Here is a 26,678-nt window from a genome sequence, read left to right as displayed (position 1 = left end):
AAAAGGTGTGGAGTCAGTACTCTGCGCTTTTTATTTTGTGTGAACTGCAATGTAGATATACGTTTTTTGAAAGAAAATCACGATGTAAAATGTAAGATGTCTATGTGCGTTTGAAAAAGTGTGGCTCCTACTTATTATGGTATCGTTTTTATATTCTTTCATAAGTAGTAGCTGAGTAAAAAGGGGTCGATTTTTTGGCACAACTTTTAGGGCAACAAGCACTGATTGCCATTGTTTCGCATTTATTGTTTATTACCATTACGTGGTGGGCCCTGCAAGGCATTCACATTGAGCGTTTAATGAAGTCCGGGAAAGTGCTACAGACGCGGGTATTACTCATCTTAATTACAATTGCAATTGGGACATCTGTAAGTAACTTTTTCCTTGATTATTTAGGCTATTCGAAGAGTTTGACGTATTTAGTAAAGTAAGTGTATAGAACCTCAAATCTCCGTTAACAATGGGGATAGGAGGGGATGAAATTGAAGCTTAAAGCTATTCTTATTGTTGTCTTGAGTGTCGTTTTATTTTTGGTTGGATATAGAGAGATGAAACCAATAAACGATGAACAGAAAATGGAGAGCATGATTAAGGCTTTAGAGAAAAATAATGCTAAAGTAGAAAAATGGTCATGGTTAGCGCGAGAAACAAAAACAATTTCTAATATACATACGTTTCAAAAGTTGTTAAACGATGTGAAGGACAAGGCAAATATTCAAAAGTGGGAATTAGAGCAATCTCCAGATGGATATAAAGCTACATCCTATAAAAAGTTTTCTTCTCATGAAGAACGAGTAGTAGTAACTTGGAGTAAAGAAAATACTAAAGAAAACACTTTCATTATCTTTGAAGTAAGTGGGGCGAAATGGGACCCGAAGTATGTTCAAAACATGAATAAAATTTTTAGTGAAAAACCTATAATTTACACTTGTGTTCAAGGTGTACTGAATGATAAGATTGAAGGTGTTTTGCAAAATAAAACCAATCAGTTTTTGAAAGATCTTTCAGCAAGAGCGATCGAACAAGTAGAAGAAAGAGCATTTGTGTCAGTCTCCGCATACAATAAAAAGTGGGATGACGCTCTTTCAACAAATAGAGAGAAAATAAATGTGCAAATAGCAATACGTTCTACAGACAACAAAGATACAATTGTGGTTGGCACACCGATCATAACTTCTGAGTATTGAGTGAATAGATACTGAAAAAAGGACACGGAGGGGAATAATTTGGAAAAGATCATCGTCCGTGGCGGAAAGCGGTTAAACGGCACAGTGCGTGTTGAGGGCGCAAAAAATGCTGTATTACCTATAATCGCTGCAGCCCTATTAGCGAGTGATGGAAAGAATGTACTATCTGAAGTACCAGTTTTGTCTGATGTATACACAATTAATGAGGTATTACGTCATTTAAATGCTGAAGTCGTATTTGAAAATAATCAAGTAACAATCGATTCTTCTAAAGAACTAAACATTGAAGCACCATTTGAATATGTACGTAAAATGCGTGCATCTGTTCAAGTAATGGGACCATTATTAGCACGTAACGGTCGTGCTCGTATTGCACTTCCTGGTGGATGTGCAATCGGTTCACGTCCAATTGACCAACATTTAAAAGGCTTCGAAGCAATGGGAGCAAAAGTACAGGTTGGTAACGGTTTTGTTGAGGCATACGTTGAGGGAGAACTAAAAGGAGCTAAAATCTACTTAGACTTCCCAAGCGTAGGCGCGACAGAAAACATTATGTCTGCAGCTACATTAGCAAAAGGGACAACAATTCTTGAAAACGCAGCGAAAGAACCAGAAATCGTTGACTTAGCTAACTTCTTAAATGCGATGGGAGCAAAAGTACGCGGAGCTGGAACTGGAACGATTCGTATCGAAGGCGTTGATAAATTATATGGTGCAAACCACTCTATTATTCCTGACCGTATTGAAGCGGGAACATTCATGGTTGCAGCGGCAATTACTGGTGGAGACATCTTAATTGAAAATGCTGTACCTGAACATTTACGCTCAATTACAGCGAAAATGGAAGAAATGGGTGTTAAAATTATTGAGGAAAACGAAGGTGTACGTGTTATCGGCCCAGATAAGTTAAAAGCGGTTGATATTAAAACTATGCCTCACCCAGGTTTCCCAACAGACATGCAATCACAAATGATGGCATTATTACTACAAGCTGATGGAACAAGCATGATTACAGAAACGGTATTCGAAAACCGCTTTATGCACGTTGAAGAATTCCGTCGTATGAATGCTGATATTAAAATTGAAGGTCGTTCTGTTATTATGAACGGTCCAAACAGCTTACAGGGTGCTGAAGTAGGCGCAACGGATTTACGTGCTGCAGCTGCATTAATCTTAGCTGGTTTAGTATCAGAAGGTTATACTCGTGTAACTGAGTTAAAACATCTTGACCGTGGTTATGTAGGTTTCCATAAGAAATTAGCTGCATTAGGTGCAACTATTGAACGTGTAAACGAAAAAGTAGAAGAAGTGAAAGAACAAGAAGTTTCTGATCTTCACGCTTAATTGAAATAGTCTCTATGTCTTTTGACATAGGGGCTATTTTTTTGGGTTATTACTGTTATAGTCAATAACTTCTATACTTATGCACGTACCAGTAAAAATATTTAGAAAATTCCTGTTTTCTGCTCTTCCCCTTAAGTATGTTCTAAAAGAAAGAGTTGTTCCATAAGAATGAATGGAGTAAAGCTTTTATATTGGGGGAAAATAGGATGAAATTTTCAAAGCCACTTTTTATTACAGTAGCGCTCTTAATAGCGCTCGTTATCATTGTACCTGCAGCCCTTGTTATTCCATTTGCGAAAGCAAAAGTAGGGGAAGAAACGGCCTCTAAAACTCCTCCAGCGATAGAAAGTATACCAGCTCCAGGAAAAGTAGATACAGCTGTTCAAGTTGCTGTATATCGCGAAAAACAGAAGAAGGTAGAAACATTACCGGTGGAGGAATATGTGACGGGTGTAGTAGCTTCTGAGATGAATGCCAGTTTTGAAATAGAGGCACTAAAGGCGCAGGCATTAGCAGCGAGAACATTTGTAGTACAGCGTATGCTAAGCGGAGGAAAGAAAAATAATGCGGACGTGACAGATACGGTGAAAGACCAAGTGTACAAAAGCAAAGAAGAATTGAAGAAACAATGGGGTAATAACTACGAAAATAATTTAAAGAAAATCGAAGAAGCCATTTCGAAAACAGCAGGACAAGTTTTAACGTATGATGGAAAACCAATTTCAGCATCCTTCTTTTCAACGAGTAATGGCCGAACAGAAAATGCAGCTGACTATTGGGGAAATGATTATCCGTACTTGAAAAGTGTAGATAGTCCGTGGGATCAAGCCTCTCCAAAGTTTACGAGCGAGCAAACATTTACAGTAGCTGATTTTCAAAAACGTCTCGGTGTGAAAGTGCTAGCAGACGGGAAGGTTGGAAACATTAAAGACCTTACGGAAGGAAAGCGCGTAAAGGATGTAGCTTTTCAAGGAAAAACATTAACAGGAAAAGAAGTTCGTGAAAAGTTAGATTTACGTTCTTCTGATTTCACGTGGAAACAACAAGGGGATAAAATCATCGTTACAACGAAAGGCTTCGGCCACGGCGTTGGTATGAGTCAATACGGGGCGAACGGCATGGCAGCGGAAGGAAAGAAATATACAGATATCGTCGCCCATTACTATAAAGGCGTTGAAATAAAGACGATGAATGATTATGAGGGGAAATTGATGGTGAAGAAATAGGTGTCAGGATTTTCTGACACCTATTTTCTTTTGTTTAAAATATCATAATTTTCCATTAATTGTTTGGTATAATAGGATAAAAAGCATTTGGGGGAGACGAAATGGCGCTACTGGAGTTGAAACAGTTAGGGAAAACGAACCAGTTACCAGCAATAGAGCTAAAGGTTGAGAAAGGGCAATGTGTTGTTTTGCAATGTAATAATCATACAGCTAAAGTGTTACACCGCATCATTATTGGTGAAGAAGAAGCGTCGACTGGAAATGTACTGTTTGAAGGGGAAGCAATTGGTAAGAAGAACTATTCTCGCATCGGCTTCTGCTTTTTGAAAGATGAGGCATATGATCGTTTGAAGGTGAAGGAATACTTCAAATTTCTATTAGGGCTTTATGAATCAAAGGTAAGTATAGAAGCCGTTGTGCAGTCTGTTGGTCTCCTAGATAAACTAAACATTAAAATAGAAAAACTATCATTTTCAGAGAAGCGTCGGCTTCATATTGGGCGAGTGATGGTTCATAATCCAGATTTAGTTGTTTTGGAAGAACCGGAGCAAAATGTAGATACAGAAAGTACAATTATTATTCGAAAAGCGATTATGAAAATGAAAGAGCAAGGAAAAGCGATTTTTATTACGTCATCCTTTTTATCGGACGCTCTTTCATTAACAGAAGATGTATACATATTGAATCAAGATGGTGTGAAAAAGGTAGAAATTGAATCAGAAGAAGTGGAAGAGGTGGATGAAGAAAAAGTCGTTCAAATGATTCCGCAAATGAAGTTAGAAAGAATACCAGCGAAAGTGAACGATAAAATCATTTTACTTGATCCGATGGAAATTCATTTCATTGAAACACAAAACGGAGTGACACATATTCATGTGCGTGAAGGTGATTTTGTATGTGCCTTAACATTAAGTGAACTGGAAGTGAGATTAACAGGATTCGGATTCTTTAGATGTCACCGCTCGTACCTTGTGAATTTACAAAGAGTACGAGAGGTGATTACGTGGACTCGTAACAGTTTTAGTTTAATTTTGGATGACGAAAGAAAAAGTTCAATTCCACTTTCAAAAGGGCGCATGGATGAATTAAAAGGCGTGATTGGACTATAAAAAGTGCTCCAATAAGCTCAAAATACGATTCATTCACCGGTAAAAATACTCCTTTTATCGGTATTTTACTGCGACTACCCTTTGTTTTTCATATGATTGAGTCAAGAAAAGCGAAACAAACAAACGAAAAGCGCTAAAGCGACTTTCATCTATAAAGAAGAAAAACAAAGGGGATGACGAAATGACATTGGCAATTGAAATGAAGGATGTAATGAAAAGTTTCGACGGAAAAACGGCACTTCGAAATGTAAATATTGAGGTGAAGCAAGGAGAGATTTTCGGATTCCTCGGACCGAGTGGATCTGGTAAGACGACAACGGTGAAAATTTTAACTTCTCAATTGATTCATAGTGTTGGAACGGTAAGAGTATTAGGGAAAGATATTACAGGACCAAGTAGCATCGATTACAAACGAATTGGTATTTTAACAGATAACAGCGGCTTATATGAAAGACTTAGCATCTATGATAACTTACTATTATTTTGTGACTTATACGATTGCAAAAAAGAACGAATCGATGAAGTACTACCACAAGTGAATCTATTAGATGATAAAAAAACACCAGTAAAGAAACTATCAAAGGGAATGAAGCAACGCGTAACGCTAGCGAGAGCAATCCTTCATAAACCAGATATCCTCTTCTTAGACGAACCAACATCTGCACTTGACCCAGTAAACGTCCAAAATATTCATAAAATCTTAAAAGACTTAAATGAAGAAGGAACGACGATCTTCTTAACGACTCATAACATGGATGAAGCAGAAACGCTTTGTAACCGTATTGCCTTCCTCTGTGGCGGAGAAATTGTAGCACTTGATACGCCAGAGAACTTGCGCCTGCAATACGCTAAGGATCAAATACAGGTCGTACTAAAAGATAAACAGAAAGAAGTAGTGCAAAAAGATGAATTAGGTGCAAAGCGCATTTCAGAATGGATGAAAAAGGGCGAACTATTATCGATTCATTCAAACGAACCAACGCTAGGCGATATCTTTATTGAAGTTACTGGGAGGGGATTATAATGACATTTTCAATGAGACGTGTATCAGCTATTTTTAGAAAAGAAGTACAAGATTTTAAGACAAATTCACAAGTGCTATTAATGGCATCTTTGCCAATTATCTTTGCATTTATATTTAGCAGGTTTGGAGAAGGGCGCGTTGGGGTTGGCGTTATTACTTTAATGGCCTTTCTATTTGTTGCAGGATTTGTTCAATCAATGGTAATTGCAGAAGAAAAAGAAAAGCATACATTGCGTGTATTAATGCTATCACCGGCATCTTCGGTTGAAGTTCTACTTGGAAAAAGTATATTAACAGCGTGTTTGACGCTGGGCATTTGTATTGTGAACTTATTCATTTTGGATCAATTTAGTGGAAATCTTTTATTACTAGGATTTATTTTCTTGTGTGGAACACTTCTATTTATTGTGATTGGAACAATGATTGGATTGTTAGCTGCATCTGTACCACAAACATCACTAATTGGAATGCCGATATTAATGACGATGTATTTAGCTGTACAGTTTGAGCCAATGGTTGAAAATCAAGTAATTAAGACAATGATTGGATATCTGCCAACATCCCATATTTCAAAAGCGATTAACAGCTTAGTAGAGGGAGCGGGATTTAGTAGTATTAGTGGGCATGTATTAAATGTTGGAGTATGGCTTATTCTTTCGCTTATTGCATGTTTAATCGTATATAAAAAGAAACAAATGGACTAAAAACTGAGCCGAAAATGCTCAGTTTTTTCTTTTTTCTATCATTTCCTCGGAAATTTTACAATTCTTATACATATTTTTACAGATTTTGTCGAAAAGTAATTAGTTATACGTTGTATAGGATACATGAATATTGTTCAAAATGATTGCTGAGGTGATGATGGAATGCGAGGAAGAAATAATAAAAAGTCGCAAAAGGTAGTACATTTATTTCAAAAAAGATGGGTGTTTCCGGCACTATACATTGCTTGTGCAGCGGTAATCTTGATGGTTGCGCTATGGTTCCAAGGAGCTAATCCAAAGAAAACTCCGAACCAAGATCAAGCAACACCGTATACACAATCGGAAGATCCGGCAGTACCAGTAACGAAGTCTTCAGAAGTAGTGAAAATGCCAGCTGCCGCGAATGCGGAAGTAGTCGTACAGAAGAAATTCTATGAAGATGCAGCAACTGAGGCGGAACAAGAAAAAGCACTTGTCTTTTATAACAACACATATTCCCCAAACAAAGGAATTGACATTGCTGCGAAGAATGGAAAAGAATTCAATGTTGCAGCCGCTTTAAGTGGTACAGTAACGAAAGCTGAAAAAGATTCACTTCTTGGTTATGTTGTAACAGTTGATAGTGGAAATGGTGTAGCGGTATCTTATCAAAGCTTAGGCAGTGTGAAAGTAGAAAAAGGTGCAAGAGTTGCGCAAGGTGAAGTATTAGGAACATCCGGTCTAAGTGCAATGAATAAAGAGGCAGGCTCTCACGTTCACTTTGAAGTACGTAAAGACAATGTGGCTGTGAACCCTGAACGTTACTTAAATAAATCAGTAACAGAAATTAAAGCTGATGCAGGTGCTGCAAAGGCTACGAATGCTTCTGGTAAAAAAGCTGATGATAAATCTCAAAAAGAAGAGAAGTCAACGAGCACGAAACCAGAAGGTAAAACAGAAGACAAGTCTCAAAAAGAAGAGAAATCAACAAGTGGTTCAACTAATGACAAAAAAGAAGAACCGAAGAAAGAAGAAAAATCAACAAGTGGTTCAACTAATGACAAAAAAGAAGAACCGAAGAAAGAAGAAAAATCAACAAATGGTTCTACAGAATCATCTAATGATTCTTCTTCACAAGAATAAGAAAGTGAAAAAATCAGTTCTCACTAGGAGAGCTGATTTTTTTATTTCCATATAAAAATACTCAATTTCGAGAAAAAAGTTGTAAAAACAAGGAAAAATGACGAGATTCTCGAATATATATTACAAAAGGGAGGGGATACTGTGTCATTTTTGTTTGTTCTGTCGACTGCTATTATTTTATTGTTTGTTTTATTCACTTTATATTATTATATTGCCGGTAAGAAAGAGGTTCCCCACCATCAGTTGTTAGAAGAAGAATTGGAACGAGAAGAATGACGCCTTTTATACAAGGTGTCATTTTTTTTGGCCATAATAGTCAGTTTTAACGTATTTCTCACAAAAAAACGTAATTTTTCTTAACTTAGTCCGCAAAAATAGTGAACATGTAGCATATATCAGTAGTGCGGGCAATACAATGGTATAAACCAAAGCAAAGAGAGTGTTTGAGGTGAGAAATCGTGAATCATTTCATTATAAATCCAAGAATGTTTAACGCTTACAAACAGCACTCACACTTACTTCTTAGTCGTATGCAGCGAGGCTCATTTCACCCTTCTCACATCCAAATTAGGGAGGCGAGTGGTGTGCACGATTACATCAAAGAGAGAACTATCAAGATTGGTAAGTATATCGTGGAGACAAGAAAGACAGTGCGTGTCATTGCAAAGGAATTTGGGGTATCAAAGAGTACAGTCCATAAAGATTTAACAGAACGTCTACCAGAGATTAATCCAGAGCTCGCAAATGAAGTGAAAGAAATTCTTGATTATCATAAGTCTATTCGTCATTTAAGAGGTGGAGAAGCAACAAAGCAAAAGTATAGAAAAGAAGATGTGGAGAAGCCTGTACGTCAATAATGTTACAGTCGCAAACATTCCGTTCACATTCGGTAATATTTTTCAGAAGAATTCTTTTTGCGAATATTACGTTTCTGTTAAATTTATGATAAAATCAGAAATTAGGTGAAAAGAATTCGGGTGTAACCTGATTTTGAATATCGAGGAGGAAAAAACGGGAATGTTTGCGCGAGATATCGGAATTGACCTAGGTACGGCTAACGTATTAATTCATGTTAAAGGTAAGGGTATTGTATTAAATGAGCCATCTGTTGTGGCGATTGATCGTAATAGTGGTAAAGTATTAGCAGTAGGTGAAGAAGCGAGAAGTATGGTGGGACGTACGCCTGGTAATATTGTAGCAATTCGTCCACTTAAAGATGGTGTAATCGCAGATTTCGAAATTACAGAAGCAATGTTAAAGTATTTCATTAACAAATTGGACGTAAAGAGCTTCTTTTCAAAACCTCGTATTTTAATTTGTTGTCCAACAAATATCACATCAGTAGAACAAAAAGCAATTCGTGAAGCTGCTGAACGTTCAGGTGGTAAAACAGTATTTTTAGAAGAAGAACCAAAAGTAGCCGCAGTTGGTGCTGGTATGGAAATCTTCCAACCAAGCGGTAACATGGTTGTTGATATTGGTGGAGGTACAACAGATATCGCTGTACTATCTATGGGTGATATTGTTACCTCTTCCTCTATCAAAATGGCTGGCGATAAGTTTGATATGGAGATTTTAAACTACATTAAACGTAAGTATAAGCTATTAATTGGAGAACGTACTTCAGAAGATATTAAAATTAAAGTTGGTACAGTATTCCCAGGTGCACGTAGCGAAGAACTTGAAATTCGCGGACGTGACATGGTAACAGGCTTACCACGTACAATTACAGTATGCTCTGAAGAAATTACAGAAGCATTAAAAGAAAATGCAGCTGTTATTGTACAAGCTGCAAAAGGCGTATTAGAGCGCACACCACCAGAATTATCTGCAGATATCATCGACCGCGGTGTTATTCTAACAGGCGGTGGAGCTTTACTACACGGTATCGACATGCTTCTAGCAGAAGAGCTAAAAGTACCAGTATTAATTGCTGAAAACCCAATGCACTGCGTTGCGGTTGGTACAGGTATTATGTTAGAGAATATCGACAGATTACCAAAGCGTGCTTTGAGATAATTTGAAAGAACTAAGGCTAATGCCTTAGTTCTTTTTTTCGTTTTTATATTTTTTTATTTTGATTTTTTGCGAAAATGGAAGGAAAATAAAGAAATATGAAGGAAATAGGTAAAATATTCATATATATGGTTAAATTTAATATTTCCTTAATTGAAAACGTTTATAATATAATGAGTCGAATACGACATTAAGGCAAATCATGTTTCAATACATATTGCCTTTCCCTAATTTGGGCATACACTCTTTTCCACCTCCGTGTCAGTTGCAAAAATGTGCAACTATTTTAATGGAATAGAGTGTGTGCATTTTTTTTTGGAATTTGTGCTAAATATAAAATGTTACTTTGTAATGACAAACAATAAACAAAATGGGATAATAGCAATATGTCCAAGTGGTAAGACCAATATTACAAAAGGGGCGATTGTTACATGCTAAATATAGAACAAATTAAAGAAATCATTCCTCACCGCTATCCATTTCTACTTGTTGATAAAATATTAGAAGTAGATGAAGGAAAAAGAGCGGTTGGGATTAAAAATGTATCCGCAAACGAAGAATTCTTTAACGGACACTTCCCTGACTATGCAGTTATGCCTGGTGTACTTATTGTAGAAGCATTAGCGCAAGTCGGAGCAGTTGCAGTATTAAAGAAAGAAGAAAACCGCGGAAGACTTGCTTTCTTTGCAGGTATCGACAATTGCCGTTTTAAAAAACAAGTACGCCCAGGTGATCAGCTTCGTCTAGAAGTAGAAATGACACGCGTACGCGGCCCGATTGGAAAAGGAAAAGCAATCGCAACAGTAGACGGTGAAGTTGCATGTGAGGCAGAAATTACATTTGCGATTGGTGATAAAAAAGAATAGATAGTACTAAAAAATCTCCTTGTGAAAAGACAAGGGGATTTTTTAATTTCTGATATATAACGATGAAACAATAATATACAAACTAATCAGAAAACTACTTGTGAATAGATGGAAATTACCATATACTTACTTTATTATTTATCTAGAAAACAGGATAAGTGATAAAGGTAATAAAGAAATAAGGTCATTGTCATATTGTTAAGGTACTTAAATAAGACAAAGTAGAATGTTATTGATTATGATGAGATGTGGGGAAATCAGCAAAAATATTAATTAGACGTATGAAATCGAGCATAAGAGAGAGAAAAGGGAAATGTCGTATTTCACAAAAGGAGATTATGAATATGTTCGGGAGAAAGAAAAGAAAACCATTACGGCAATTAATTACACATAAAGAGCCTAAATCGCGTATTACAGAACAATACCGTAACATTCGTACAAACATTGAGTTTACATCTGTAGATAATCATGTTCGTTCTATTATTGTTACTTCGGCAGATCCGGGTGATGGGAAAACAACGACAATCGCAAACTTAGCAGTTGTTTTCGGACAACAAGGAAAGAAAGTTTTATTAATTGGAGCTGACTTGCGTAAGCCGACGATACAAAACTTATTTGCTATTCATAGTTCAAATGGGTTAACGAACTTATTATCAGGACAAGCAAAACTTATGCAATGCATTCAAAAAACAGATATAGAGAACGTATACTTAATGGCAGCAGGTCCAATCCCTCCAAACCCAGCAGAACTATTAGGAAGCCGGGCGATGGACGAGGCGTTGCTAGAAGCATATAACATGTTTGATATTATATTAATCGACACACCACCTGTCCTTGCGGTTACGGATGCACAAATACTTGCGAATAAATGTGATGGAATCGTACTCGTAGTACGCAGTGAAAAGACGGAAAAAGATAAAATCGTAAAAGCGAAACAAATATTAGATAAAGCATCAGGAAAACTACTAGGTGTTGTTTTAAACGATAAAAGAGAAGAAAAAGAGCAGTATGGTTATTACTAAAATAGAAAAAAGCCAATAAGAAATACTTGTTGGCTTTTTTTCTCATTTTTAAATTTATTTCTCAAGTTACATAGCATAAAAAACGTGATATGATAAATAATTTGGAAAATCATTGGAATGTGTTGTCATATTTAAGATTATTTTGTAAGATTATACTTGTTTGTTGTGAACAAATATAGAACTGAATTATTAAAAATAAAAAATGTAAGATTTATATGTTATAATTTTTCCTATGTGTAAATTTTAGAAAGTTGGAGGAACTTATGGAAGAAACAATTAATCTAAAAGAGTTATTTCATATCTTAAAAAAACGTTTAGCAATGATCCTCGTAATCGCATTTGGTGCAGCTATAGTAAGTGCTATCATTAGCTTTTTCTTTATGACACCGATCTATCAATCTTCGACGCAAATTCTTGTTAATCAGAAGAAGCAAGAAGGGGCAGCAATTCAATACAATGAAGTACAAACAAATATTCAATTAACAAATACATACAAGGTTATTATTAAAAGCCCTGTTATTTTGGATCAAGTGAAAGAAAAGCTAGGTTTAAATATAACAGTACAAGAGCTAAACAATAAAATTGAAGTAGCTAATGAGAAAGACTCACAAGTAGTGGCGGTAACTGCGCAAGATAAAGACCCAAAACTAGCTCGTGATATTGCTAATACAACTGCAGAAGTGTTTAAAGGTGAAGTTGCTAAAATTATGAGTGTTGATAACGTAACAGTGTTATCAAAAGCAGAAGTTGCAGAAAATCTATCTCCAATTAAACCACGTCCAATGTTAAATGTAGCAATTGCTTTCTTTATTGGTTTAATGGCTTCAATTGGTCTTGCATTCTTACTAGAGTACTTAGATAACACAGTGAAAAAAGAAGAAGATGTAGAAAACTTACTTGGCTTACCAGTATTAGGGATTGTTGCTCGTATGGATGAAGAAACAATGAACGTGAAATCACACGCTCCATCATCAAGAAAAGTGAGGGGACAAACAATTGGCTCTTAATTTATTTAAAAAGAAACAGAATCATCGTCAACGTCGTCAATTAATTGCTCATCAACAACCGAAATCACCGATTTCAGAGCAATATCGTAATATTCGAACGAATATTGAATTTGCAGCTGTTGATACGAATTTACATTCACTAATGGTAACATCTGCGAACCCAAGTGAAGGGAAAACGACAACGACAGCAAACATGGCAGTTGTGTTTGCTCAACAAGGGAAAAAAGTATTATTAATTGATGCGGATATGCGTAAACCAGCAATGCATCAAATGTTCCAAGTAGATAACATTTTTGGACTAACAAACGTATTAACACATAGTGAACGTTTAGAGAAATGTGTACAAACGACATCTATAGATAACCTAAGCTTTTTAGCATGTGGTCCAATCCCACCAAATCCAGCAGAATTGTTAGGTTCAAAATCAATGAAAGAACTTCTTGGACAAGCATACAGCATGTACGACTTAGTTATTTTTGATATGCCGCCTATTTTGGCTGTTACCGACGCGCAAATTATGGCAAATATATGTGATGCTTCTATTCTTGTCGTCCGTAGTGAATCGACAGAGAAAGAAACAGCAGTAAAGGCAAAAGGGTTGTTAGAATCGGCTAAAGGTAAATTGTTAGGCGTTGTTCTAAACGATCGTGAACGTGAAGAGGGCTTATATTACTATTACGGTGCAAACTAATTAAAAGAGTGAGATATGGTTGAAACATATCTCCTTTTTTCCCTTGAATATGANNTCATATTCAAGGGAAAAAAGATTTTTATATGAGAGAGGGAGGATAAAATAAATGATTGATTTACATTGTCACATTTTACATGGCATCGATGACGGTGCACAAACAGTAACAGATAGTTTAGCGATGGCACAAAAAGCTGTAGCAGAAGGAATACATACAATTGTCGCAACGCCGCACCATCAAAATGGCAAATATATAAATGAACGTACCTCAATTATTCATCACGTAAAACAATTAAATGATGAATTACAACAACATAATATTCCACTTACTATTTTACCTGGGCAAGAGGTCAGGTTATATGGCGATTTATTAGAAGACTATGAAGCTAGTAAAATCGTTACTTTAAATGAAACAAATAAATATATATTCATTGAATTCCCATCGAATCACGTACCTCGTTATGCAGAACAACTATTATATGAACTACGTGTAAAAGGAATGATTCCAATTATCGTTCATCCAGAACGTAATGCCGAGTTAATCGAGCGGCCAGATAAGTTATATAACCTTGTAAATAAAGGGGCATTAACGCAAGTAACAGCAGGTAGTTTACTTGGGAAGTTTGGCAAAAAAATTAAAAAATTCTCACTACAGCTTGTGGAACATAATTTAACACATATGGTCGCTTCAGATGCACATAACACAACTTCAAGAGGATTTCATTTAGCGGAAAGCTATGAATTAATTGAGAAAGAATTCGGGATGAATGTTATGAGTGATTTGAAAGAAAATCCGTACTTATTAATTAGCGGGAAGGCAATTTACAAAGAAGATCCAGAACAAATCCGTCGTAAAAGATTGTTCGGTATTTTTTAAATAAGGAACTGGTGATGTCTCCTAACCGTTATCAATGGAGGCACTCGGTCGTGCTGTGGGTAGAAAATTTATTTTCGGACCTACCTTAGACGCTTGTCGTCGGGAGTATGACGTGAGGATGGGTTGGATGCCCATAATTTATTTCTAATAGAAACTCTACCTATGGAGTTATAAGTGTGACTCTATAGGTAGGGTTTTTGTTATTGTTACATGAGAATAAATAGATTTAAAGGGGGCCTATAATTGAAAAAAGTAAGAAAAGCGATTATCCCAGCTGCTGGTCTTGGGACAAGGTTTTTACCAGTGACGAAAGCAATGCCGAAAGAAATGTTACCTATCGTCGATAAACCGACAATTCAATACATAGTAGAAGAAGCGATAGAATCAGGTATTGAAGATATCATTATTGTAACTGGAAAAGGAAAACGTGCCATTGAAGATCATTTCGATCATTCTTTCGAACTAGAACAAAACCTTTTAGAAAAAGGGAAGTATGAAATGCTTGAAAAAGTACAAGCATCTTCAAAAATTAATATTCATTACATAAGACAAAAGGAACCAAAAGGTTTAGGGCATGCAGTATGGTGTGCGCGTAAATTTATTGGAAATGAGCCATTTGCCGTGTTACTTGGTGATGATATTGTCCAAGGCGAAACACCATGTTTACGTCAATTAATGGACCAATACGAGGAAACACAATCATCTGTTATTGGTGTAAAAACAGTACCAGAAAATGAGACACATCGTTACGGTATCATTGATCCAATCGAACAAAATGGCCGTCGTTATCAAGTGCGTCAATTTGTAGAGAAACCAGCTCAAGGAACAGCACCATCAAATTTAGCAATTATGGGTCGCTACATATTAACACCGGAGATTTTTACATTTCTAGAGAACCAACAAACAGGTGCTGGTGGAGAGATTCAATTAACGGATACAATTCAACAATTAAATGGGATTCAACGAGTATTCGCGTATGACTTTAAAGGAATCCGTTATGATGTTGGGGAGAAGTTGGGTTTTATTACTACAAACCTAGAGTTTGGGTTGCAGAATGCTCAATTAAGAGAAGAACTTATAGAGTATATTAGCAATTTATTTCAAAACAGATTGGATAATTTTAGATAGAATAAGAGGTGAGCATTATATGGCTATGAGAGAAATGAAAAAATATCCCATAGATGAAACAATTGAAACTAATATTAACCTTCCTAATCATTACATTTATTTTACGTTAAAAAATACTACTGATTTTCTTATAGCATTACTGGGTCTTGTAATTCTTTCTCCGATATTGTTACTTTTTGTTTTAGCTATAAAACTTGAGTCAAATGGCCCGGCTTTTTTTCTTCAAGAGCGTGTGGGGTTAAACGGAAGAGTGTTTAATATAATAAAATTAAGGTCAATGTATATTGATGCTGAGAAAAATGGAGCACAATGGGCGAAGAAAAATGATGCTCGTGTTACAAAGATAGGTGCTTTTATTAGAAGAACTAGAATTGATGAGATACCGCAACTAATTAATATGCTAAAAGGTGATATGAGTTTGGTAGGACCTCGTCCAGAAAGACCAATATTTACTGAACAATTTAATAAAGAAATCCCTGGATTTAAAAATCGTATAGTTGTAAGACCGGGGATTACTGGGTGGGCACAAGTAAATGGTGGATATGATATTTCACCAAAGGAAAAATTAGAGTTTGATATTTACTACATAAAAAATTTAAGCCTGTTTATAGACGTAAAAATAATATTTAAAACTATTAAGGTTATTTTTACTGGAGAGGGTGCTAGGTAAGAAGAGTAGAGGGGACCTTATATAAAACTTAAATAACATTTTTATATTAGAATGTTATTAGTTAAAAAAGATATATTTTAGAGGTGTAATGTATATGAAAGAATTGGTTTCAATTATTACTCCAGTCTATAATGCTGAAAAGTATTTGAGAAATACCATTGAATCTGTGATAAATCAGGATTATGCTAATTGGGAATTAATAATTGTGGATGATTACTCCAAAGATAGCAGTCGATTAATTATTGAACAATATATGGAGTCCGAGAAAAGGATTAGGTTAATAGCTCTAGATGAAAATAGGGGAGTTACTTTCGCTAGAAATACAGCCATAAAGTCCGCTAATGGGAAATATATTGCTTTTTTAGATAGTGACGATTTGTGGCATCCTAATAAATTATCAATTCAGTTAAGTTTTATGCAGAAAAACAATTATGTTTTCTCCTTTTCAAGTTATGAATGGATGAATGAAGATGGGACAACGTTTAATAAAATAATCGAGGCGCCTAGTGTTGTTGACTATCATCGGTTATTAAGAGGTGGTAACCCAATAGGGTGTTTGACAGTTATGATTGACAAAGAGCAGGTTGAAGATATCGAAATGCCAGATTTAAGACATGAGGACTATGCAACGTGGTTGAGTATCATGAAAAGTGGAGTTATAGCTTATGGAATAAATGAAAATTTAGCATCATATAGAAAATCAAATAACTCGCTAAGTTCAAATAAATTCAAAACCATTATATGGACTTGGAATATATATAGAAAAAATCAAAAACTTAGTTTGTTAAAATCAATGCAATGTTTAGGGATGTATATTTGTAATACATCATTAAAATACCTGAGGAAATAAATATAAGTTCGGAACCTTATTGGAGAAAGAATTGAATATTTTCTGTGGAGAAAAGCATATCCAGTAGGGATATAAAAGAAAAAATATATCAGTGTTTATGGTAGTAGGTACATGCTTATTTGGTATGTACTTTTTAACAATTATATTAGGGATAAATTGTTAAGAATTTAATGTGTGAAATGGAAATGATACCTAATAAAAAAAGGAGTAATTATGAATATAGAAATGTTAGTATCCACGATGAATCAAACAAATTATAATTTGATTCATCGTATGAATATAAAGGATAGAGCAGTGGTTATAAATCAGTTTACAGATAATAACATCCAGATTCCACAGAATTTGGATGAGGAAAAACTTAAATTTATTAATGTGCATGATAAAGGATTAAGTAAAAGTAGAAATATGGCAATTGATAATTCAAGTGGCGATATTTGTGTGATTTGTGATGATGATTTATTTTATCATGATGATTATACAAATAAAATAAAAACAGCATATGAAGAAAATGCAGAAGCAGATGTAATAATTTTTTGTTACGATACAGATGGAAGACATAAGAAAAAATTTTACAAAGAAGCGAAAAGGCTTGGATATATAGATGTGATGAAAGTATCTTCAGTACAAATTACTTTTAGAAGAAAATCCATAATAGAGAATGAAATCTATTTTGATGAGTTATTTGGAACTGGTTCTTCTTATTATCAGTGTGGAGAAGAGAACATTTTTCTTTTTGAATGTCTAAAAAAAGGGTTGAAAATTCATTTTGAACCTGTATCTATATTATCTATTGATAATAATGATGAATCAACTTGGTTTAATGGTTTTAATGATAAGTTGTTTTTGGATAAAGGAGCAATGTTTACTGCATTAAGTAATAACTTTTATCACTTTCTAATATGGCAGTTTGCTATTCGTAAGTATAAGTTATATCGACATGAAACAAATTTCATTAAGGCAATTAACAGTATGTATAAAGGTCATAAAAATTATCTCAGTATCCATAGATAGAAGAGTGCTAGATAATGTTAAGTAGGAAAGGGTATAAAAGTGGATATATTCTTATTAAGTAGAATATATCCACTTTTATGAAGTACTCGGTATAATTTAAGCAAGTATTTGGAGTGAAGCAAATTGAAGTTATTTTTTGTAGGTGATTTTGATAGTGACAATGGGCCAGCTAATGTTAACAAAGCGTTAAAAAAATATATGCCCAATAATACATTATATTCAATGGAAACTAAATTGTATAAAAGGATAATAGAATTGTATTCAAAGATAAGGAAGTCTGATGCAGTTCTTTTTTCAGGTTTGTCAAAAATTAATATTATTGGATTCAAAATTGCAAAATTACTGGGAAAAAAATCAGCATATTTAATGCATGGGAGCGCGTTGTTAGAAGGTAAAATAAATCAAAATTCTAACTCTAAATTGATTAATGTGGAGAAACAAACATTAAAAGTGGCACCGATTACTATTTGTGTATCAGAAAATTTTATGGAATCCATAAAGGTTAGTTATCCTCAGTGGATTGATAAATTAACTTTTGTAAATAATGGAATTGATTGGGGAATGATCGAAGCATCTGATTATAAGAATATAAAAAGGGAACCTAAAACATTATTATGTGTAGGTGGAGGTGTCCCTTTAAAAAAAATTAAAGTAGTTTGTGAAGCTATTGATCATTTGAATACACATGAGAATTCTAATTTAAAGCTAATAGTTATAGGGGCTGTTGGAAAAGATACTAATAAAATTAAGTCATATCCTTTTGTGCAGTATATTGAAAAGGTAGCAAAGAAAGATATGGAATCTTATTATAAAAAATCAAATTTATATATTCAAAATAGTGAATTTGAAACGTTTGGCCTTGCAACAATGGAAGCCTTAATATGCGGTTGTAATTTGCTCATTTCAAAGAATGTTGGAGCAAAAGCGATTATTAATGGTTTAGAAGCAAATGATTTGATTAATGATGTCGATAATATAAAAGAGATTTCAAACAAAATAATGCATAATTTATTTAATAGTAACAATAATAGGTTGATCAATAGTATAAAAAAAGATCAAACATCAGTAGAAAGTTCTTATAAAAAAATAATGCATATTTTAGCAGAAGCAGAGTAGAAGTTAATTGTTATTTTTAGAGGAATTACTTGTAATTAGAATATCAGAGAAAAATAATTAATAAGGAAAATCTTTGGTGAAATATATGTCTATAAGAGTCGATAATACTGCAGTTTTAAAAATAAATAGTTTTATAATATCATTGATTGTCTTTTTAAATATTTATCAAATAGGTTTGAATTGGTTATTTGGTATCTCTTTTAATATGGCAATAGAGTATTTGTTCATTCCATTATTGTTCATGATAAATAAATTTCAATTGAGGATTTTTAGAAACTATAAACTTGTGTTTTATATGTATTTTATGATACTTTCATTTACTATTACATTTTATTTGAATAATAATGCCATGTTATCATATTATTTCAATCATTTTGTTTTATATGGATTGATATTATTAATTGTTTTCTTGTTTCCTATCAGTCATGAATACTTATATAAGTATGTGTTATGGCATTCCTATGCCATAACATTGATATATATGTCAGCATTATTTATGGGAAAAGTCAGCATTATACATGATTACATGACATGGGGATATTATTGTATATTTGGTTTAAGCTTTATTTTAGGTGACGCAATTCTAAATAAAAAGTTTTTTAAATTAATATGTTTAATTCCCTTGCTAGGAATAGCTTTTATTAATGGTCCTAAGGGAGCTTTTATTATAATAACAGCTCTTCTAATAATCTGTTTTTATCAATTGACAAATAGTTGGTTAAAAAGGGTTTCAATGTTAATAATACTTTCGATTTTAGCATTAAATTTTGTTGGTTTATTAAATGGATTAATAAAGATTCTTGAAAATATTAGTTTTACTGCAAATAGTTATTTCATTAATAGTTTAAAAAGTGTTTTATCAGTAGATAAAATTTCAGGCGTCTTTGATAATCGTGATTTCATTTATGAATATGGTATACATACGATAGAGGAAAACGTCTTTGGTATTGGAATAGGTAAATTTCAATCGATCTATGGAGTCTTCCCACATAATATATTTTTAGACATATTTTCAACCTATGGTATTCTTCTGGGTGGTTTAATAATTGTCTTTTTAGTATATGAAATAGCTACTTGTTTTATGGTTGTAAAAAATAAAAAACAATTAATAATATTTATAGTTGTTTTAAGTAATTCATTTAAGTTGTTAGTGTCAAAAACTTTTATTTATGATCCTGTATTTTGGCTTTTGATTTGTATTATGGTAGTTATAAAAGGAAAGAAGGATAGCTTAAGTAATAATAAGGTGTCTAATTGAGATTTTATATATATTACATGAATATGGCGTTAGAAGGGATGAAAGATGGAGAACCTAACAATTTTTACACCGACATATAATAGAGGATATCTTATACAGCGATGCTATGAGAGTTTATGTCGGCAATCTAATAAAAATTTTGTTTGGCTTATTGTAGATGATGGTTCTACCGATAATACTGAACAAATAATTAATTCTTTTATTAAGGAAAAGAAAATCAAAATAATTTATTCTAAACAAAAAAATAGTGGTAAACAAGTGGCCCATAATACGGGTGTGTTAATGTGTACAACAAAAATATTTGTTTGTGTAGATTCAGACGATCACTTGTCAGATAATGCAGTACAGTTGATTTATGATACTTGGGATAAGATTGAAAGTGATAGGGAGTTAGCTGGTATAATTGCTTTAAAAGGAACCAACTTTAGTGAAGTAGTGGGTACAGAGATGCCGAAGAATATTGAAGAATCGTCTATCTTTAATCTCTATGAGAAGCATAAATTTAAAGGTGACGCAATGTTGGTATTTAAAACAGATATTTTAAAAAAGCATTTGTTTCCTGTCTTTGAAGGAGAAAAATTTATTACGGAAGCTGTTGTCTATGATCAGATAAGCCAGAAATATGAGATGAAGTTATTAAATAAAGTCTTGTATTTTTGTGAATATTTAGATGATGGATATTCGAAAAATATACAGTCAATTCATAAGAAAAATCCTAAAGGATATATGTATTTTTTAGAGCAAAGAATTGAAAACGCACGAGATTTAAAAAGTAAATATAAAGCAGTTTCATATTATATTGCAGGGTGTTTAGAAATAAAAAGTATATCAGCCTATATGAATTGTAATTTTGGTTTCTTAAAATTTATTTCGCTCCCAAAAGGTTTAATTATATATATAAAGCCAATTATAAAGAATAAATTAGTTAAGTATAAAATAATAAAATTCTAATACATTGAGGTGAAAGGATTGAATAATGCTAAGGTAAGTATAGTAATTCCAACTTACAAAAGGGCTGATAAAATTGTAAGAGCTGTGGAGAGTTGTATTAACCAAGATTATAAAAATATAGAAATAATAGTTGTGGATGATAATGGAGATGGTTCGGAATTTAGAGCCAAGACCAAATCCTTAGTCAGTCCATATATTGAAAAGTACGGGGTTAGATATATAGAACATGAAGAAAATAAGGGTGGAGCAGGCGCTAGAAATACGGGAATCAGGGAGGCAACGGGAATTCTGATTTCTTTTTTAGATGATGACGATGAGATATTACCTAACAAAATTTCAGAACAAGTTGAATTATATAATCGACATAAAAATGAAAATGTAGGACTAATATATTGTTATTGTGAAGCAGTAAATGCAAAAGGTGCGCATAAACAGTACTACAATAATGATTTGCAAGGAAATCCCTTATATGAAAACATGTTGGGATGTATCGCTGGAACTTCATTATGGCTTTGTCCGAAACATGTATTAGAAGATGTGGGGTATTTTGAGAATACACCTTCTAAGCAAGATACAATATTATTATTGAAAATTTTAGCTGCAGGATATAATGTTTTTAGAGTTGATCAACCATTAGTTAAATATTATGAATATAATGATGGGAAAATTAGTGGTATAGGTTTAAATAATATTAAAGGAGAATGTAATGCACGGGTATTCAGTAGAAAATATTACTATAAGTTGAACGATGTAAATAAAATGTTAAATGTAGAATATGCATTCTCTAAAAAATTATTAACTTTATATTTATTAAATGAGCTAAATGATTTGGCTAAGGAAGAATTAAAAAATATGATTACCCTTAAACGTTATTCTTTTAATACTCTAAAAGGAGTATTAAAATACAACTTTAAAGCTATTTATAAAATATTTATAAATAATAAAAATAAAAGGCTTACTTAAAATGAATAATGTAAAAAAGTTTAAAGTTAATAAATTCACCAGTAATACAATTTGGTTAATATTAGAGAAAATTTTTCAATTAATTTTAGGTTTAGTTGTAGGAATCTGGACAGCTAGATATTTAGGGCCTTCAAATTATGGAATATTAAATTATGGCGCCTCATTTATCGCGTTTTTTTCTGTAATATGTAGCTTAGGGTTAGAAAATGTAATCATTAAGTATTTTGTTGATTATCCAAGGAAAAATAATGTAATTCTCTTTTCCGCTATAATAATTAGATTTGTTACCTCGATAATATCTATATTAGCGATTTATTTAATAGTTTCAATAACTCATTATGATGAAAAACTAGTTATTGCTGTTATAACATTACAATCATTAGCTTTAATATTTAATTCACTTGATACAATTGATTATTGGTTTCAATCGAGATTAATGTCCATGTATGTGGTAATAGCAAAGTCAGTCACGAGGTTTATTGTTAGCATTTGGAAAGTGTATTTACTAATTTCAAATGCTTCATTACAACTTTTTGCTTTATCAAGTTCAATTGAAGCTATGATTTTAGGTGTGATTTTATTAGTAGTCTATTTTAAAAAAAATCCCGTTAACTTTTCTTTTTCCAAATATTATTCAAAAGAGCTGTTTTTGAATGGCTATCATTTTATTTTATCAGGTCTTTTAGTAACTATCTTTACTCAGATGGATAGAATTATGTTGGGAAATTTGATTGGACAAGAAAGTGTTGGGATATATTCTGTTGCATCAAATATAGCGACTTTGTGGTATTTTGTTCCATTAGCTGTTATTAACTCTGCTAGACCAATTATATTAAAAATGAAACAAATATCCATAGTAGAATACCAAGAGAAATTAAAGCAATTGTATGCATTTATTTTCTGGTTAGGGTTACTAGTATCTTTATTTATTACAGTATGCTCTAATTTGATAATACAAACATTATACGGACAACAATATATTGAAGCAGCTATTCCACTTGCGATTTTAATATGGGCAAGTGTTTTTTCTTTGTTAGGAACTGCACGAAATATTTGGATAGTAAGTGAAGGAGTTAACAAGTATACAAAATATTATTTTTTAATAGGTATGTTTGTGAATTTTGTACTTAATTACATCTTTATAAATTACTTTGGTGTAGTAGGTTCTGCTGTAGCAACTTTAATTGCTCAAATCATTACTACAATTGTGGCCCCATTGTTTTTTGTAAAAACAAGAGAATCCACATATTTAATGAGTCAAGCATTGATGTTAAAGGGGGTAATACCAAAACGAAAAGCGGAGAAATAATTAAGAATTTTTACGATGGATAAAGCATACTCTATAGTGTTAATTTAGTGTTAAATTAATAATATTTATAGTAATTATAAGCAGTTAAAATATAGTAGTAAAACTTATTTTTTAGGATCTTAAAAGAAATTTTAAGGGGAATTTTCTATATTAGTAGATTAATGCAAAAATTATTGATAGATAAGGAAGATAATGATGAAAATAGCTGTAGCTGGAACTGGATATGTTGGACTAGTCACTGGTGTGTGTCTTGCAGAGCATGGACATTTCGTTTCTTGTGTAGATATGAATGAAGACAAAATACAAATTTTAAAATCTGGAAAATCTCCGATTTATGAGCCAGGACTTGAAGAGTTAATGGTTAAAAATATGGATAAAATTAAATTTACTACAAATTATAAAAATGCTTATAAAGATGCTGATGTCATTTTTATAGGTGTGGGGACCCCTGAAAAAGCAGATGGTTCAGCTGATTTACAGTATCTTTATTCGGTAGCAGTTCAAATTGCAGAAAGTGTTGAAAAAGATTGTATTGTAGTGGTGAAATCAACAGTCCCTATTGGTACTAATGAACGGTTAGAATACATTATCAAAAATAATCTTATGAATGATGTGGTTATACATGTTGTATCAAATCCAGAGTTTTTATCACAAGGTTCGGCAGTTAGGGATACATTACATTCTTCAAGAATTATTATCGGGGCAGAAGAAGAAAGTGTAGCGGATATTTTAAAAGAAGTATATAAAGATTTTGGTGCACCAATATTGGTAACGAAAAGACGAAGTGCAGAAATGATTAAGTATGCATCTAATGATTTCCTGGCGCTTAAGATTTCATATATTAATGAAATTGCTAATCTATGTGAAATTGTCGGTGCTGATATTGATGATGTAGCTAAAGGTATGGGATATGATAGTAGAATAGGGAATAAATTTTTGAATTCAGGTATAGGTTATGGCGGTTCCTGTTTCCCAAAAGATACTAAAGCGTTACATTGGTTAGCTAATTTCCATGACTATGAATTAAAAACGATTAAAGCAGCTATAGATGTTAATGAGAATCAAAAAATAAAATTAATCAAAAAATCACGTAAATACTTTGAAAGTTTAAATGATGTAACAATTGCTGTTTTAGGTTTAACCTTTAAACCAGGGACGGACGATTTAAGAGAGGCACCATCTTTAGTTAATATACCCATTATGCTAGACGCTGGAGCGAATGTGAGGGTTTGGGATCCGGTTGCCTTTGATAGGTTTAAGGAACTGTACCCTAATGAAATAACATATTGTGCAACTATTGAAGATGCATTATTAGGAGCAGATATATGCTTTATTTTTACTGAATGGGAAGAAATAAAAGATTTCGAAATATCTAAGTATGGGGATTTAATGAAAAGTCCAATAATTATAGATGGAAGGAATTGTTATGAATTAGATATTATTAAAAAGGATAATGTTATTTATGATTCCATTGGAAGAGAGACGATTAATAATTTAAAATATAGCATGTCCTAAAATCTAGAATATGTATAACGGTTAATAATAGTTGAATAAGTATTGGGGAATTTTTCTATATTAGTTTAGTAAAATAGATTTTTTATTTCTATGCAATAAAAAGAGATATTTTAATTTGGAATCCTCATACTCTATACGTCAGTGTTATTTGGATTTGGAGTATAGGAGAGAAAATCGCATATGCTTTTGCTTATAGAGTTTCACGTAGAATGTAATTACTGTTTTTTTCTTTAAATTTTGCGCTAGCTGGTATAAGAAAAAAGTTTTGTTTTGGATATTTGGTATTATCTTATTTATTGGTGGCGTAGGTATGTCAATAGCAACTGTAGAAAAACTCTTAAATATCCCTAGCAATTATTGTATTGAAGTGAATACGGAGGGATTTAGAGATATTGTTGCTGTAGTAGATATTAATAATGTCTTAGAGTTTTCTTTGGAAGAAAAGTGTTTTTAAAAAAGGAATAGTCACTTAACTGATGATTAAGCTTTAGCTTATGCATGCATAGAGAAGAAACACATGGTGACTTTGGTCATCAAATGCGTCAATGTCAAGTTATGCAAACTTATCTTCATTAGCTCATTATGTAGAGATGCTTATAGTAATTCAACAAAATGTGAAAATAAACTTAATGCAAGATTAAAATACTTAATATGCAAAAGAATCATAAAATTACTTAAAAAAAGTGAAGATATTCAAATCCCAGGTGATGGTCATAAAGCATCTGATGGTATCTACTATTATGTTTCAGATTCAGCGAAACATAATTTAACAAATAAATTACGAACACATCTTGACTTAAATAAGTGACAAAAAAACAATTCCTTTGGAAGGAGTTGTTTTTTTGTAGGTTTATATTGTGAGATAAATAGATGAGTCGAATCAATGAATAAGAAAATAGTACTTGCCTTAGTTGTTTTTATGTTGTTTGTCACTTCAATCGTGAACGATAAATTATATTGAGATAAGAAATTCGCTAATGCAACGGGACAAACGAGTGAATTGAAAAAGACAACGCATTGAAGCAGAAGATGGTGGAGGAAAGAAGATAGTAAAAAGAGAAAAAACAAGATAAAAAGGTAATGAATCCTGTTATTGTTGGTAATCAAGTTTCTTTTTCTGAGAAAGATGCCTGAATATCTAAGTTGATTTTTAATTTAGATACTTCTTATGATAAAGGTTTATGGAATGTGAAGACAAAGGAATAATAAGATGAAAGTGTGTAGGATTTAATCACGAATAAACGTGATCAAGAGATTGCGGAATAAAATCCAAATTTGATTTTATTATAGGTACTATTTATTACCTATAATAAGGAAAATGGTAATTCTGTAGCTAATACCCAGAAATTCGTTCGAGCACTTTCTATGAATGCAAAAGGTAATACGATTATAATTCATCCATCAAATACAGTTTCTGGTGCGAAGAACAACCCAAAAGCGATCAAGTTATTAAAATAATTTGCAAGATAAAATGGTTATGCCTATGTTGATCATTGGAATACTTGGCCTGATGCATCAAAAAAAGCGATTTTACCATACATACAAGAAGAATTTAGCTTCCCTAGTGAGAAAGGATATGATATTTAGGCATAATATGTAACAAATTGTTTTGTGTCTAAATAAAAAATAGTTTAAAGAGGAGATTGTAAATTAAATAATTTCCACTTTTTTTAATAAGTTATAGCAATGGAGGTTTAATTATGGCAATACTTGTA

26 protein-coding genes and 2 pseudogenes are annotated in these 26,678 nt (G+C 32.9%); all 28 read left to right on the top strand.

Annotated features, from left to right (window positions below; translation table 11 throughout):
• Positions 1-194 precede the first annotated feature (194 nt).
• Positions 195-431, top strand: a complete 237-nt coding sequence (locus COK05_RS28830; protein WP_000057889.1) for a DUF1146 family protein — start codon at positions 195-197, stop codon at positions 429-431.
• A 51-nt stretch (positions 432-482) separates the two neighbouring features.
• Positions 483-1,187, top strand: a complete 705-nt coding sequence (locus tag COK05_RS28825; RefSeq protein WP_373605409.1) for a YwmB family TATA-box binding protein — start codon at positions 483-485, stop codon at positions 1,185-1,187.
• Positions 1,188-1,226: 39 nt separating this feature from the next.
• Positions 1,227-2,531, top strand: a complete 1,305-nt coding sequence (gene murA / locus COK05_RS28820) for a UDP-N-acetylglucosamine 1-carboxyvinyltransferase (protein WP_098615255.1) — start codon at positions 1,227-1,229, stop codon at positions 2,529-2,531.
• Between the two features lie 206 nt (positions 2,532-2,737).
• Entirely contained in the window at positions 2,738-3,757 is a 1,020-nt protein-coding gene (gene spoIID / locus COK05_RS28815; protein WP_098615254.1) for a stage II sporulation protein D, read from the top strand.
• 101 nt (positions 3,758-3,858) lie between these two features.
• Positions 3,859-4,866: a LytTR family transcriptional regulator DNA-binding domain-containing protein gene (locus COK05_RS28810; protein WP_098615253.1), complete on the top strand. Its 1,008-nt coding sequence runs from the start codon at positions 3,859-3,861 to the stop codon at positions 4,864-4,866.
• A gap of 181 nt (positions 4,867-5,047) precedes the next feature.
• On the top strand, positions 5,048-5,890 hold the full coding sequence (locus COK05_RS28805; protein WP_098615252.1) for an ABC transporter ATP-binding protein: 843 nt from the start codon (positions 5,048-5,050) through the stop codon (positions 5,888-5,890).
• On the top strand, positions 5,890-6,594 hold the full coding sequence (locus COK05_RS28800) for an ABC transporter permease (RefSeq protein WP_098615251.1): 705 nt from the start codon (positions 5,890-5,892) through the stop codon (positions 6,592-6,594). The genes COK05_RS28805 and COK05_RS28800 overlap by 1 nt, the downstream gene beginning before the upstream one ends.
• 162 nt (positions 6,595-6,756) lie before the next feature.
• A complete protein-coding gene (locus tag COK05_RS28795; protein ID WP_098615250.1) occupies positions 6,757-7,716 on the top strand; it encodes a M23 family metallopeptidase in 960 nt (319 codons plus the stop codon).
• Positions 7,717-7,857: 141 nt separating this feature from the next.
• A complete protein-coding gene (locus COK05_RS28790; RefSeq protein ID WP_000008903.1) occupies positions 7,858-7,992 on the top strand; it encodes a hypothetical protein in 135 nt (44 codons plus the stop codon).
• A 308-nt stretch (positions 7,993-8,300) separates the two neighbouring features.
• The gene (spoIIID, locus tag COK05_RS28785; RefSeq protein ID WP_000544012.1) at positions 8,301-8,573 is read left to right on the top strand and encodes a sporulation transcriptional regulator SpoIIID; all 273 of its coding nucleotides are present in this window, start codon (positions 8,301-8,303) and stop codon (positions 8,571-8,573) included.
• 160 nt (positions 8,574-8,733) lie between these two features.
• Positions 8,734-9,735 carry a rod shape-determining protein gene (locus COK05_RS28780; protein WP_000457978.1) on the top strand — a complete coding sequence of 334 codons (1,002 nt, stop codon included), beginning with the start codon at positions 8,734-8,736 and terminating at the stop codon, positions 9,733-9,735.
• A gap of 428 nt (positions 9,736-10,163) precedes the next feature.
• On the top strand, positions 10,164-10,598 hold the full coding sequence (gene fabZ / locus COK05_RS28775) for a 3-hydroxyacyl-ACP dehydratase FabZ (protein ID WP_000931959.1): 435 nt from the start codon (positions 10,164-10,166) through the stop codon (positions 10,596-10,598).
• Positions 10,599-10,942: 344 nt separating this feature from the next.
• Positions 10,943-11,620, top strand: coding sequence for a CpsD/CapB family tyrosine-protein kinase (locus tag COK05_RS28770; protein ID WP_000467945.1), 678 nt, complete (start codon positions 10,943-10,945; stop codon positions 11,618-11,620).
• A 263-nt stretch (positions 11,621-11,883) separates the two neighbouring features.
• Entirely contained in the window at positions 11,884-12,627 is a 744-nt protein-coding gene (locus tag COK05_RS28765; RefSeq protein WP_098615249.1) for a YveK family protein, read from the top strand.
• Positions 12,617-13,318: a CpsD/CapB family tyrosine-protein kinase gene (locus COK05_RS28760; protein WP_098615248.1), complete on the top strand. Its 702-nt coding sequence runs from the start codon at positions 12,617-12,619 to the stop codon at positions 13,316-13,318. Before COK05_RS28765 ends, COK05_RS28760 begins: the two co-directional genes overlap by 11 nt.
• 106 nt (positions 13,319-13,424) lie before the next feature.
• Positions 13,425-14,192, top strand: a complete 768-nt coding sequence (locus tag COK05_RS28755; protein ID WP_098615247.1) for a tyrosine-protein phosphatase — start codon at positions 13,425-13,427, stop codon at positions 14,190-14,192.
• Positions 14,193-14,435: 243 nt separating this feature from the next.
• Positions 14,436-15,320, top strand: a complete 885-nt coding sequence (galU, locus tag COK05_RS28750) for a UTP--glucose-1-phosphate uridylyltransferase GalU (RefSeq protein WP_098615246.1) — start codon at positions 14,436-14,438, stop codon at positions 15,318-15,320.
• 19 nt (positions 15,321-15,339) lie between these two features.
• Positions 15,340-15,990, top strand: a complete 651-nt coding sequence (locus COK05_RS28745; RefSeq protein WP_098615245.1) for a sugar transferase — start codon at positions 15,340-15,342, stop codon at positions 15,988-15,990.
• Positions 15,991-16,084: 94 nt separating this feature from the next.
• The gene (locus COK05_RS28740; RefSeq protein WP_098615244.1) at positions 16,085-16,840 is read left to right on the top strand and encodes a glycosyltransferase family 2 protein; all 756 of its coding nucleotides are present in this window, start codon (positions 16,085-16,087) and stop codon (positions 16,838-16,840) included.
• Positions 16,841-17,053: 213 nt separating this feature from the next.
• Entirely contained in the window at positions 17,054-17,851 is a 798-nt protein-coding gene (locus COK05_RS28735; RefSeq protein ID WP_098615243.1) for a glycosyltransferase family 2 protein, read from the top strand.
• Between the two features lie 123 nt (positions 17,852-17,974).
• Positions 17,975-18,967: a glycosyltransferase family 4 protein gene (locus COK05_RS28730; RefSeq protein WP_098615242.1), complete on the top strand. Its 993-nt coding sequence runs from the start codon at positions 17,975-17,977 to the stop codon at positions 18,965-18,967.
• Positions 18,968-19,052: 85 nt separating this feature from the next.
• Entirely contained in the window at positions 19,053-20,225 is a 1,173-nt protein-coding gene (locus tag COK05_RS28725) for a hypothetical protein (protein WP_255290362.1), read from the top strand.
• Positions 20,226-20,270: 45 nt separating this feature from the next.
• A complete protein-coding gene (locus tag COK05_RS28720) occupies positions 20,271-21,176 on the top strand; it encodes a glycosyltransferase family 2 protein (RefSeq protein ID WP_098615240.1) in 906 nt (301 codons plus the stop codon).
• A gap of 18 nt (positions 21,177-21,194) precedes the next feature.
• Positions 21,195-22,139 carry a glycosyltransferase family 2 protein gene (locus tag COK05_RS28715; protein ID WP_098615239.1) on the top strand — a complete coding sequence of 315 codons (945 nt, stop codon included), beginning with the start codon at positions 21,195-21,197 and terminating at the stop codon, positions 22,137-22,139.
• A gap of 1 nt (position 22,140) precedes the next feature.
• Positions 22,141-23,448 carry a flippase gene (locus COK05_RS28710; protein ID WP_098615238.1) on the top strand — a complete coding sequence of 436 codons (1,308 nt, stop codon included), beginning with the start codon at positions 22,141-22,143 and terminating at the stop codon, positions 23,446-23,448.
• Between the two features lie 192 nt (positions 23,449-23,640).
• The gene (locus tag COK05_RS28705; RefSeq protein ID WP_098615237.1) at positions 23,641-24,963 is read left to right on the top strand and encodes a UDP-glucose dehydrogenase family protein; all 1,323 of its coding nucleotides are present in this window, start codon (positions 23,641-23,643) and stop codon (positions 24,961-24,963) included.
• 298 nt (positions 24,964-25,261) lie between these two features.
• Positions 25,262-25,771, top strand: a pseudogene (locus tag COK05_RS31950) (LCP family glycopolymer transferase); the annotation flags it as partial.
• Positions 25,772-25,846: 75 nt separating this feature from the next.
• Positions 25,847-26,550, top strand: a pseudogene (locus COK05_RS31945) (SGNH/GDSL hydrolase family protein).
• The last annotated feature ends 128 nt before the right edge of the window (positions 26,551-26,678 follow it).

The organism is Bacillus cereus (genome assembly GCF_002567495.1).
GTDB classification, from domain to species: domain Bacteria; phylum Bacillota; class Bacilli; order Bacillales; family Bacillaceae_G; genus Bacillus_A; species Bacillus_A cereus_AQ.
Note: the sequence above shows the minus strand (reverse complement) of the source record. Positions and strands in the feature narration are given on the sequence as shown.

What these genes read in the sequence shown, in the direction of transcription:
- spoIID (WP_098615254.1), top strand. Translation starts at nt 2,738, where the DNA reads ATGAAATTTTCAAAGCCACTTTTTATTACAGTAGCGCTCTTAATAGCG.
- COK05_RS28810 (WP_098615253.1), top strand. Translation starts at nt 3,859, where the DNA reads ATGGCGCTACTGGAGTTGAAACAGTTAGGGAAAACGAACCAGTTACCA.
- COK05_RS28805 (WP_098615252.1), top strand. Translation starts at nt 5,048, where the DNA reads ATGACATTGGCAATTGAAATGAAGGATGTAATGAAAAGTTTCGACGGA.
- COK05_RS28800 (WP_098615251.1), top strand. Translation starts at nt 5,890, where the DNA reads ATGACATTTTCAATGAGACGTGTATCAGCTATTTTTAGAAAAGAAGTA.
- COK05_RS28795 (WP_098615250.1), top strand. Translation starts at nt 6,757, where the DNA reads ATGCGAGGAAGAAATAATAAAAAGTCGCAAAAGGTAGTACATTTATTT.
- COK05_RS28780 (WP_000457978.1), top strand. Translation starts at nt 8,734, where the DNA reads ATGTTTGCGCGAGATATCGGAATTGACCTAGGTACGGCTAACGTATTA.
- fabZ (WP_000931959.1), top strand. Translation starts at nt 10,164, where the DNA reads ATGCTAAATATAGAACAAATTAAAGAAATCATTCCTCACCGCTATCCA.
- COK05_RS28770 (WP_000467945.1), top strand. Translation starts at nt 10,943, where the DNA reads ATGTTCGGGAGAAAGAAAAGAAAACCATTACGGCAATTAATTACACAT.
- COK05_RS28765 (WP_098615249.1), top strand. Translation starts at nt 11,884, where the DNA reads ATGGAAGAAACAATTAATCTAAAAGAGTTATTTCATATCTTAAAAAAA.
- COK05_RS28755 (WP_098615247.1), top strand. Translation starts at nt 13,425, where the DNA reads ATGATTGATTTACATTGTCACATTTTACATGGCATCGATGACGGTGCA.
- COK05_RS28745 (WP_098615245.1), top strand. Translation starts at nt 15,340, where the DNA reads ATGGCTATGAGAGAAATGAAAAAATATCCCATAGATGAAACAATTGAA.
- COK05_RS28740 (WP_098615244.1), top strand. Translation starts at nt 16,085, where the DNA reads ATGAAAGAATTGGTTTCAATTATTACTCCAGTCTATAATGCTGAAAAG.
- COK05_RS28735 (WP_098615243.1), top strand. Translation starts at nt 17,054, where the DNA reads ATGAATATAGAAATGTTAGTATCCACGATGAATCAAACAAATTATAAT.
- COK05_RS28725 (WP_255290362.1), top strand. Translation starts at nt 19,053, where the DNA reads ATGTCTATAAGAGTCGATAATACTGCAGTTTTAAAAATAAATAGTTTT.
- COK05_RS28720 (WP_098615240.1), top strand. Translation starts at nt 20,271, where the DNA reads ATGGAGAACCTAACAATTTTTACACCGACATATAATAGAGGATATCTT.
- COK05_RS28710 (WP_098615238.1), top strand. Translation starts at nt 22,141, where the DNA reads ATGAATAATGTAAAAAAGTTTAAAGTTAATAAATTCACCAGTAATACA.
- COK05_RS28705 (WP_098615237.1), top strand. Translation starts at nt 23,641, where the DNA reads ATGATGAAAATAGCTGTAGCTGGAACTGGATATGTTGGACTAGTCACT.